Raw genomic sequence first — 10,187 nt, 5'->3', positions numbered from 1 at the left:
GACGCTGCGGCTCGCGGACGGTCCGGACGAGGTGCACAAGCGCACGATCGCCCGTCAGGAACTGCGCAAGTACCGCGACCGCGTCGCCGTGGCGCCCGGGCAGGGCAGCCATGCCTGACACCCAGGAAGTCGTCGGCCTGGACCCGGCGGCAGTGACGCGGTGGGTCCGCTCGCTCGGGGTGGAGTTCGCCGCACCACTGAGCTTCGACCGGATCGGGCTCGGCCAGTCCAACCTGACCTACCTGGTCGGCGACGCCGCCGGCCGCCGCTGGGTGCTGCGCCGGCCGCCGCTGGGGCACCTGCTGGCCTCGGCCCACGACGTCGCCCGGGAGGCGCGGATCCTGTCCGCGCTCGGGGACACCGCCGTGCCCGCGCCGCGGGTGTTCGGGTTGACCGAGGACCCCTCGGTCACCGAGGCCCCGCTGCTGCTGATGGAGTTCGTCGACGGTCAGGTGGTCCACACCATGGACATCGCGGAATCACTGTCACCGCAACGACGTCGGGACATCGCGCTGTCCCTGGCGCGGACGCTCGCGACGATTCACGCCGTCGACATTCGGGCAGTCGGGCTGGACGACCTCGCCAGCCACAAGCCGTACGCGCAGCGGCAGCTCAAGCGGTGGGGTGCACAGTGGGAACAGTCGAAGACGCGGGAGTCCTCCGACCTGGACGACCTGACGCGGCGGCTGATCGCCGCGGTCCCCGCGCAGAGCGAGCTGACCCTGGTGCACGGCGACTTCCACCTGCGCAACGTCATCACCTCACACGAGACCGGCGAGGTGACCGCCGCCCTGGACTGGGAGCTGTCGACACTCGGAGATCCGTTGGCGGACATGGGCAGCCTGCTCGCGTACTGGCCCGAACCGGGCGAGGACACCGGCGGGGACTTCCCCGCGTCGGCGCTCGACGGCTTCCCGACCCGGGCCGAGATGGCCCAGACCTACCTCGCGGCGACCGGACGTGACCCGGCCGCACTGAAGTTCTGGCACGCGCTGGGGCTGTGGAAGGTCGCGGTGATCGCCGAAGGCGTGATGCGGCGGGCCATGGACACACCGGCCAACAGGGCGGCGTCCGGCACCCCGACCGTCGAACGAATCGACGCGCTGGTGCGCAAGGCCCGCGAAGTGGCCGACGAGGCCGGCATCTGAAACGGAGCGCGGCGACGCCGCGCTCCGTCCGGAACCACACCCACGACACTGAAGGAGAACACCGTGAAGGCATGGCGTGTCAACGAACTCGGTGAACCCCGCGACGTCCTGCGGTTCGAGGAGGTCGACGACCTCACGGCAGATGCGGGCCAGCTCCTGGTCCGTACGCTCGCGGTGCCCGCCAACTTCCCCGACGTGCTGCTCTGCCGGGGGGAGTACCAGGTCAAGCCGTCGCTGCCCTTCACCCCCGGTGTCGAACTGTGTGGCGAGGTGGTGGCCCTCGGCGAGGGCGTCACCAGGTTCGCGGTGGGGGACCGGGTGGTCGGCACCGCGAACCTGCCCGGCGGCAGCTTCGCGGAGCTGGCCGTGATGGACGAGGTCAACACGTTTCCCGCGCCCGCCACGCTGGACGACGCCGAGGCCTCGGCCCTGACCATCGGCTATCAGACGGGTTGGTTCGCGCTGCACCGGCGCACCCAGCTGCTGCCGGGCGAGACACTGTTGGTGCACGCCGCCGCCGGCGGTGTGGGCAGCGCGGCCGTGCAGCTCGGGAAGGCGGCCGGCGCCAGGGTGATCGGCGTGGTCGGCGGGCCGGCGAAGGCGGAGTACTGCCGGGCACTCGGAGCGGACCTGGTGATCGACCGGCACACAGAGGATTTCGTGCCGATCGTCAAGGAGTTCACCGGCGGTCGAGGCGCCGACGTGGTGTTCGACCCGGTCGGCGGCGACGCCTACGCGAAGTCCACCAAGTGCATTGCCTTCGAGGGCCGGATCCTGGTGATCGGCTTCGCCGGCGGCACCATCCCGACGCCAGGGCTCAACCACGCACTGATCAAGAACTACTCGATCATCGGACTGCACTGGGGTCTGTACAAGTCGTACAACCAGCAGGCCATCGACGACTGCCACGTCGAGCTGACCAGGCTGGCGGATGCGGGCTCGATCAAGCCGTTGATCGGCGAGCGACTCTCGCTCGCCGACGTGCCGGAGGGGCTCGGGAGGTTGGGCGACGGGACCACCGTCGGCAGGCTCGTCTTCACCCCCTGACCGAGGTCCCTCCACCACGAACGAAACCACACCGAGAGAAGGTCCGACAGATGGCTACCCGGTACAGCGTCGCCGACGGCGTCGCCCTCATCCGACTCGACAATCCTCCGGTCAACGGCCTCGGGCACGACACCCGCGTCGGCATCGTGACGGACCTGCGCCGCGCGCTCGCGGCCCCCGACGTCGCGGCCGTCGTGCTGACGGGCGGTGGCGGATTCTTCTCCGCCGGCGCCGACATCACCGAGTTCGGCACGCCCGCGGCGACGGCGGAACCGACTCTCTCCGAGGTGATCTCCGCGCTGGAGGATGCGGACAAGCCGGTGGTCGCGGCGATCGACGGCACCTGCTTCGGCGGAGGCCTCGAGCTCGCGCTCGGCGCGCACTACCGAGTGGTCACGGCCCACAGCAAGATCGGCCTTCCCGAGGTGAAGCTGGGCCTGGTGCCCGGCGCAGGCGGCACGCAGCGACTGCCCCGGGTGGTCGAGGTCGCGACCGCGATCGACATGATCACCGGCGGCGCACCCCGCGTCGCGGGCCGGCTCGCGGAGGTGGCGGGGCAGCGACTGTTCGACAAGGTCGTCGAGCACGAGGTGGTCGCCGCCGCAGTGGAATTCGCCCAGGAGGTGGCATCGGTGCGGCCGCTGCCGCGGGTCAGGGACCTTGCCGCCGCCGGTGCGGCGGTCGACTTCGACGCCGTGCGGGCTCAGCTCCGCAAGCGCGGTCGCGGGTTCCTTGCCCCGGTGGCCGCACTGGACCTGGTGGAGACGGCGGTCACCGCTGAGTTCGCCGAGGGCAAGGCTGCCGAGTCCGCGACCTTCGCAGAGCTGCTCTCGGGCAGCCAGTCCGCGGCGATGCGGCATGCGTTCTTCGCGGAGCGGGCCGCGAGGAAGATCCCGGGCATTTCCCGGGAGACCGGGTCGCGGTCCGTGGAGACGGTCGGCGTGATCGGCGCGGGCACGATGGGCGGCGGCATCGCCATGAACTTCCTGGGCGCCGGTATCCCGGTGCGGCTGTTGGAGATGAAGAGCGAGCCGCTCGAGCACGGCGTCGGCGTCATCCGTCGCAACTACCAGGCGCAGGTGGACAAGGGCAAGCTCACCGCCGCGGCACTCGAAGAGCGGATGGGGCTGCTCGCACCGACGCTGGAGTACCAGGACCTCGCCGGGTGCGACCTGGTGATCGAGGCGGTGTTCGAGGACATGGACGTCAAGCGGGCGGTGTTCGGCCGGCTCGACGAGGTGCTCGCGCCCGGCGCGATCCTGGCGTCGAACACCTCCACCCTGGATGTCGACGCGATCGCCGCCATCACCTCCAGGCCGGCCGACGTGCTCGGCATGCACTTCTTCAGTCCCGCCAACGTGATGCCGCTGCTGGAGGTGGTGCGCGGCAAGGAGACCGCCGACGACGTGCTGGCCACCGCGATGTCGATCGGGCAGCGGGTGGGCAAGACCGCGGTGGTGTCCGGGGTGTGCGACGGCTTCATCGGCAACCGGATGCTCGCGAAGTACCAGGACGCGGCCATGACGATGCTGCACGCGGGCGCGACGCCCGCGCAGATCGATTCCGCGATAGAGGGGTTCGGGTTCGCGATGGGCCCGTTCCGGATGGGCGACCTGGCCGGGCTGGACATCGGCTGGGCGATTCGCAAGCGCCGCTACGCGGAGACCCCCGACACCCCCCGCGACGAGATCGCCGACGCGCTCTGCGAACTCGGCCGGTTCGGCCAGAAGACCGGGGGCGGGTGGTACGACTACGAGGCCGGCCGCCGGGACGCGATCGTCAGCCCCGTCGTCGAGGAGCAGCTGGCGGCGTTCCACCTCGAGCACGGCACCCAGCGGCAGGACTTCGACCCGTCGGAGATCGTCGAGCGACTGGTCTTTGCACTGGTGGACGAGGGCGCCCGGATCCTCGAGGAGGGCATCGCGTTGCGTTCCTCGGACATCGACGTGGTCTACCTGGCCGGCTACGGCTTCCCCCGGCACGTCGGCGGCCCGATGTTCTACGCCGACCGGGTGGGCGCCGCCGCGGTGGTTTCCGCGTTGCAGCGCTTCCACGGACCGTCCTGGGTGCCGGCGCCGCTGCTCGTGCGTCTCGCCGCCGAGGGCGGGAGCTTCGCCTCGGCCTGACCCGAGCGTCGGCCCGACCTGATCCGGGCGCAACCGCCGCGGCCGAGGCCACCTTGGTTCTAGACTTCCTGAGGTGGCCGCAGCCGCGACGCCGCTGGTCGGCGTCGACCGTCTGACCCGCCGATTCGGTGCCCGGCGGGGGATCGAGGATGTGAGTTTCGAGATCGCGGCGGGCGAGGTGTTCGGGTTCCTCGGTCCCAACGGTGCCGGCAAGTCCACCACCATCCGGCTGCTGCTCGGCCTGTACCGGCCGACCTCCGGCGAGATGCGCGTCTTCGGTATGGACCCGCTGCGCGAGGGGACGCGAATCCGCGCCCGCGTCGGCTACCTGCCCGGTGAACTGGCGCTGTACCCGCGGCTGACCGGCGCCCAGTACCTGGACCGGTTCGCGCGGATGCGCGGGCTCACCGACCGCAGCTATGCCGACCGGCTCGTGTCGAGGTTCCGCGCGGAACTGGACCGGCCGGTGCGCACCCTCTCCAAGGGCAACCGGCAGAAACTGGGCCTGGTGCTCGCCTTCATGCACCGGCCCGAGTTGCTCATCCTGGACGAACCGACCGGCGGGCTGGACCCGTTGCTGCAGGACGAGTTCGCCCGGCTGATCCGCGAGACCGTCGAGGACGGCCGCACCGTGCTGCTGTCCTCGCACGAACTCGACGAGGTGCAGCGGCTCGTGGACCGGCTAGCGATCATCAAGGAGGGGCGGATAGTCGTCACCGACACCGTCGAGAGCCTGCGCCGAAGCGCGCCGCGCACCGTCGAGTTCCGCTTCGACGGGCCGGTCGAGCCGGCGAGGTTCGCCGGCCTCGACGGGGTGCGGGTGCGCGAGTGCATCGACGGTCAGGTCCGCCTGTCGGTGACCGGTGCGGTCGCGCCGCTGCTCGCGGTCGCGGCCGACCTCGGCGCCGTCGACGTCACCGCCCGGCGGGCCGATCTCGACGAGCTCTTCCTGAGCTACTACCGCGACGTCCCGACCGCGGAGGTCTCCGATGTGGACTGAGGTGTTGCGGCTTGACCTGTTGCTGCGCAGGCGCTCGATGATCGGCTTCGCCCTCGGGATGGCCGTGTACGCCTTTGCCGTGGTCGCGTTGTACCCCGCCTTCAAGAACGACTCCGGGCTCGACGCCTTCACCGCGAACAGCGAGACGGTGGCCGCGCTGTTCGGGGTGAGCGGCTCGCTGACCTCGCCGTCCGGGTGGCTCAACGCGAACATGTACAGCAACTTCCTGCCGCTGATCGTGCTGCTGCTCACGGTCGGCTACGGGGCCGCGTGCCTGGCCGGTCAGGACGAGGACGGCACGCTGGGGCCGGTCGCCGCGCTGCCGATCTCGCGGCGCCGGATCGCGACCCAGAAGTTCGCTGCCATGGCGCTGTTGGCGGTCCCGGTGGCCGTCCTCACCGGGCTGTGCGTGCTGGCCGGTCGCGGCTTCGAGCTGGACGTCGGCGTCGGTCCGCTGATCGGTACCACCGTGGGAATTCTGTTGCTGGGCATCGCCTTCGGTGCACTTGCCATGGCTGTCGGCGCCGCGACGGGCAGCCGCGGTGCAGCACTGGGGATCACGACGGCGGTCGCGGCGGCCGCCTACCTGGTCAACTCGCTCGCGCCGGTGGTGGACTGGTTGAAGCCGTGGCGGTTCCTCTCGCCGTTCTTCTACGCGATCGGGGACGGGCAGCTCGACGCCGGACTCCCGCCGGCCTGGGCGGCGGTGCTCGTCGGAATGGCCGCGGTGTTCCTCGGGGGCGCGCTGGTCGCGTTCGAGCGACTCGACGTGCACTGAGCCTGCCGAGGGCCCGCACGACCTCGCCGCTCGGTGACGCGGTCCGGACTCCGGTGACCGCTCAGCGGGAAGAACCGGCAAGTCGGCACCGATGCCGCGCGTGGGTCGATACCTTCGGCAGTCGGGTGCGGCCATGTCAGGGTCGGGCCCGTTGAACGGCGCGGCGCTCGCCGCGCCGTTCTCGACTGCGGCGAAGGGAACATCATGGCGACCTATGTGCTCACCGGGGCAACGTCCGGGCTCGGTGCGGCGACCAAGGCCCGGCTCGAGGCCGACGGGCACCAGGTGGTGGGCGTCGACCTCCGAGGCACCGACGTCGATGCCGACCTGAGTACCGCCGAGGGCCGTCGGTCGGCGATCGAGCAGGTCACCGGACTGGTCGACGGCCGGATCGACGGCTTCGTGCCGTTTGCCGGGCTGGCGGCCGCCACCGGCCGCCCCGCGAGCGCACTGATCGCCGTCAACTACTTCGGGGCCATCGAACTGCTCGAGGGGCTGCGCCCGCTGCTGGCCGCGGGGGAGAACCCCTCGGTGGTGCTGGTCAGCTCCAACTCCGCCACCAGCCAGCCGAACTGGCCGACCGAACTGGCCGACGCGTGCCTGGCCGGCGACGAGGCGGCCGCCAACGCGGTCGCGGACACCTTCGGCGACCTCGGCGCGATCCAGGCCTACCCGGCCACGAAGGCCGCGCTGGCCTACTACGCCCGCACCAAGTCCGCCGATTACATCGCGCAGGGCATCCGGCTGAACGCCATCGCGCCGGGCCTGATCGACACCCCGATGACCCAGGAGGGGCGCCGCGACGCGCTGATCGGCCCCGGCATGGAGCAGTTCCTGGCGACCATCCCGGCCGGGCGTGCCGGTCGGCCGGAGGAAGTGGCCGCGGTGGTGGCCTTCCTGCTCGGCCCGGAGTCCACCTACTTCGTCGGATCGGTGCTCTTCGTCGACGGCGGGACCGACGCGGCCTTCCGCGGCATGGACTGGCCGAAGGTCTGGTCCTTCGACGCGCCGTCCTGACGGATTTGGCGGCGGTGAGGCCTCCTCGGCGGAAGTCCTCACCGCCGTCGTCCGGGCCTTTCGTGCGGCGTAAGGCAAGTGCGGGGGGCCACATCCGTGTCCGAATTTCCTGTGATCCGGCTCACTATAACGTAACGATAACAGTCCGATACGCGAAAGGTCTCGGGGGCATCTGACCTGCAGGTTTACGACGTACAATTCCCAAAATGCGGACATCGGTCCGTGATGACCCCCTCCGTCAGGTCTCTTTTCAGACTCAAAATGCGGTCGTACTGTTGGTGTCGGCCCGGAAGTCAGGGCCACAACCGAACCGCCATTCACACTCCTGCCCCGCGGATTCGGTCCCCTGAAACAACGCGAGGGGCGGGGACGAAGTCAGTGCGACACGGAGCAGCGCGGAGCCCGAACGGGCCCGCCACTGCCCTAGCCGACTGCGTCAATTTGCGAGAGGACTCACTCAGCATGATCACGAACCGCATTCACGCCCACGTCGCCACCAAGTCCAAGAAGGCCCTCGGGTGGGTCGCCATGACCGGCGCCCTGGTCGCCGTCCCGATGGGACTCGCCACCGGAACCGCCAGCGCAAGCGGGCACGACTGGGATGCAGTGGCGCAGTGCGAGAGCAGCGGCAACTGGGGCATCAACAACGGCAACGGATTCTCCGGCGGCCTGCAGTTCACGCCGAGCACCTGGGCCGCCTACGGCGGATCGGGTTCGGCGCACAACGCCTCGAAGGCCGAGCAGATCCGCGTCGCCGAGAACGTCCTTGCCGGCCAGGGGCCGGGCGCGTGGCCGGTTTGCGGCCAGTACCTCTGACCGCACCCGCATAACATCTGACCAAACACGTTGTCGCCCCATCGGTTTCACTACCGGTGGGGCGAAACGCATTTCAGCGCAAGACGAAACAGAGTTTCCGTGCAAGGTGAAACAGATTCGCGTGCGGTCGATGTCAGGCGCGGGGCGCGGGTGAGCTGTTCACGTGCATCAGGGCCTCGATCACCTGCGAGACATGCTCGACGACGCGGCGCTGTGAGATAGCGTGAGTTATCGGTCAGCCAGTGCTGGTGCACGAAGGCGAGAGACCCGAAGATCGCAATCGAATTGAGTGTGGTGTTGACGGCGTCGCGAGGTGTGGCGTCGTCGCGGAACATCTCGAGTGCGGCCGGGGTGGGCGCGGTGAACTCCGCAATGAGCTTGCGGCCGTGTTCGGTAAGTTCGGGTGCGGCCTGCGACGCGACGAGCATCACCCGCCCTCGTCGACGGTCCTTCGCGATGTAGCCGGTGAAGGCCTTCGCCACGTGTCGCACCAGCCCGGCCTGGTCCTCGGGCACCGTGGTCAGCGCCGCGAGCTCGGTGCCGTGGGCACCCAGCGCCACTCGGTCCGGGACCGCGATGAGCAGTTCGTCCCGGGAGTGGAAACTCTCGTAGAAGTACCGCTCGGTCAGGCCCGCCTGCTGGTCACCCTCAGCGTAGAGGCTGCGGCGGTGCTCGCCGCCGAGGGCGGCATGGTGGCGGCGATCGTCGCCGCGATCGAGGCCGGCAACACGCAACTGTCCCGTCCGGAGTGGATCAGCGGTTCCGCATCCTGCCGACGTTCTGGGAACCCCGCGGCGACGAACGGACCCGCACCATGAAGCTGCGCCGCAAGCCGATCGCGGCGAAGTACGCCGCCGAGATCGCCGCCCTCTATGCTGACGCGACCACCGGGGGTACATGTGCCCGCCGGTAACAGAGAGGCGGTGGCCTCGGCAGTCTCGGGCTGATGCCGGGACGGGGATGAGGAGGAGGTACGCCGGTGCCGGACCACCTGCTGGAGCAGCTGATCACGATTCCGCTGTTCACCGGCATCATCGGCTACATCACGAACTGGACCGGCGTGCTGATGCTGTTCGCGCCGGTGCGGTTCCACGGTTTCCGCGTACCGGGCCTCAAGCTGTTGTTCCCGCTGCTGCCGCGGCGCGTCCAGGTGATCCCGGCGATCACCAGCGACGGCCGCTTCGGTTGGCAGGGCATCGTGCCCTCGCGGGCCGAGAAGATGGCCTCGATCGCGGTGGACAAGTCGCTGGCGAAGGTCGGCAGCATTGCCGACTTCTACCGGGTCCTGGATCCCGACACGATCGCCGAGCATCTGGTGACCATCTCCCGCGCCGAGGTGCGGGGTGTGGTCACCAGGATCATGACCAGTGAGAACCCGCAGCTGTGGCACAACCTGCCGAGCCCGGTGAAGGAGGCCGTCTTCCGGAAGGTGGAGGCGGACCTGCCGGACAGCGTCCGGACGATCACCGCCCGCATCGAAGAGGACATCGACTACTTCATCGACGCGAAGCTGATGGTGATCCGGTACCTGTCGAACAACCCGCGGCTGCTCAACGACATCTTCCGGACCATGGGCAACAAGGAACTGCGGTTCATGCAGAACTTCGGTTTCTACTTCGGCTTCCCGATGGGTTTCGTGCTGGTCGCGGTGCTGTACTTCCTGCCGTTCTGGTGGGTGCTGCCGATCGGCGGCGTGATCATCGGCTACATCGTCAACTACCTCGGCATCATGATGATCTTCGAGCCGATCCAGCCCAACAGGTGGGTGCCGTGGCGGCAGGGGCTGTTCCTCAAGCGCCGCACCGAGATCATCGGTGGGTACGCCAAGACCCTGGCGGATCACGTCATCACCCTGGAGAACATCGGCACCGAACTGCTCGAGGGGCCGCGGTCGGACCGGACCCGGATGATGCTGGACCAGGTGCTGGGGGAGTCGGTGGACCAGGCGGTCGGCTGGGCCCGCTCGGTGGTGCGGATGACGGTGGGGACACGGACCTACGAGCGGATCCCCTCCAGGGCCGCCACGGAGGTCCTCGACTTCGTGCCGCTGGTGTACGCGGACCCCGACTTCGCGGCGGCCCAGTCGGAGAAGATCCGGGTGTTCGTCACCGCGCAGATGAACAAGCTCTCACCCGACGACTTCAGCGAGCTGCTGCGTTCGGCGGTCAAGCAGGACGAATGGCTGCTGTTCGTGCACGGTGCCGTGCTCGGGTCGCTGGCCGGCTTCCTCCACCTGGCGATCTTCGGAGTATGAG

At 69.5% G+C, this 10,187-nt stretch carries 8 protein-coding genes and 3 pseudogenes; 10 read left to right on the top strand and 1 reads right to left on the bottom strand.

Going from position 1 to position 10,187, the window contains the following annotated elements:
- The 8 genes and pseudogenes from RT2_RS26620 to RT2_RS21285 all read left to right on the top strand — a co-directional run.
- Positions 1–118, top strand: a pseudogene (locus tag RT2_RS26620) (acyl-CoA dehydrogenase family protein); the annotation flags it as partial.
- Entirely contained in the window at positions 111–1,148 is a 1,038-nt protein-coding gene (locus RT2_RS21315; RefSeq protein WP_072846799.1) for a phosphotransferase family protein, read from the top strand. The pseudogene RT2_RS26620 and the gene RT2_RS21315, both read left to right, overlap by 8 nt.
- Positions 1,149–1,211: 63 nt before the next feature.
- Positions 1,212–2,195 carry an NADPH:quinone oxidoreductase family protein gene (locus tag RT2_RS21310; RefSeq protein ID WP_072846798.1) on the top strand — a complete coding sequence of 328 codons (984 nt, stop codon included), beginning with the start codon at positions 1,212–1,214 and terminating at the stop codon, positions 2,193–2,195.
- A gap of 50 nt (positions 2,196–2,245) precedes the next feature.
- Positions 2,246–4,321, top strand: a complete 2,076-nt coding sequence (locus RT2_RS21305) for a 3-hydroxyacyl-CoA dehydrogenase NAD-binding domain-containing protein (protein ID WP_072846797.1) — start codon at positions 2,246–2,248, stop codon at positions 4,319–4,321.
- 73 nt (positions 4,322–4,394) lie between these two features.
- Complete coding sequence (locus tag RT2_RS21300) at positions 4,395–5,321, top strand: ABC transporter ATP-binding protein (RefSeq protein WP_092776450.1); 927 nt, start codon at positions 4,395–4,397, stop codon at positions 5,319–5,321.
- Positions 5,311–6,099 carry an ABC transporter permease subunit gene (locus RT2_RS21295; RefSeq protein WP_072846796.1) on the top strand — a complete coding sequence of 263 codons (789 nt, stop codon included), beginning with the start codon at positions 5,311–5,313 and terminating at the stop codon, positions 6,097–6,099. Before RT2_RS21300 ends, RT2_RS21295 begins: the two co-directional genes overlap by 11 nt.
- A gap of 204 nt (positions 6,100–6,303) precedes the next feature.
- Positions 6,304–7,116, top strand: coding sequence for an SDR family oxidoreductase (locus RT2_RS21290; RefSeq protein ID WP_072846795.1), 813 nt, complete (start codon positions 6,304–6,306; stop codon positions 7,114–7,116).
- A 462-nt stretch (positions 7,117–7,578) separates the two neighbouring features.
- Positions 7,579–7,929 (top strand): annotated as a pseudogene (locus RT2_RS21285) (transglycosylase family protein); the annotation flags it as partial.
- Between the two features lie 53 nt (positions 7,930–7,982).
- Here the strand turns inward: RT2_RS21285 and RT2_RS26615 are convergent.
- A complete protein-coding gene (locus RT2_RS26615) occupies positions 7,983–8,666 on the bottom strand; it encodes a hypothetical protein (RefSeq protein ID WP_072846793.1) in 684 nt (227 codons plus the stop codon).
- Between RT2_RS26615 and RT2_RS26915 the strand changes: the two are divergent.
- A pseudogene (locus tag RT2_RS26915) lies at positions 8,580–8,879 on the top strand (hypothetical protein); the annotation flags it as partial. The gene RT2_RS26615 and the pseudogene RT2_RS26915 sit on opposite strands and share 87 nt — an antisense overlap.
- Before the next feature lie 32 nt (positions 8,880–8,911).
- On the top strand, positions 8,912–10,186 hold the full coding sequence (locus RT2_RS21275; protein ID WP_072846792.1) for a DUF445 domain-containing protein: 1,275 nt from the start codon (positions 8,912–8,914) through the stop codon (positions 10,184–10,186).
- Position 10,187 lies beyond the last annotated feature (1 nt).

The sequence above is a fragment of the Rhodococcus tukisamuensis NBRC 100609 genome, assembly GCF_001894985.1.
Lineage (GTDB): Bacteria > Actinomycetota > Actinomycetes > Mycobacteriales > Mycobacteriaceae > Rhodococcus_G > Rhodococcus_G tukisamuensis.
The sequence above is the reverse complement of the archived record's forward strand: the minus strand, read 5'-3'. Positions and strand labels throughout refer to the sequence as shown.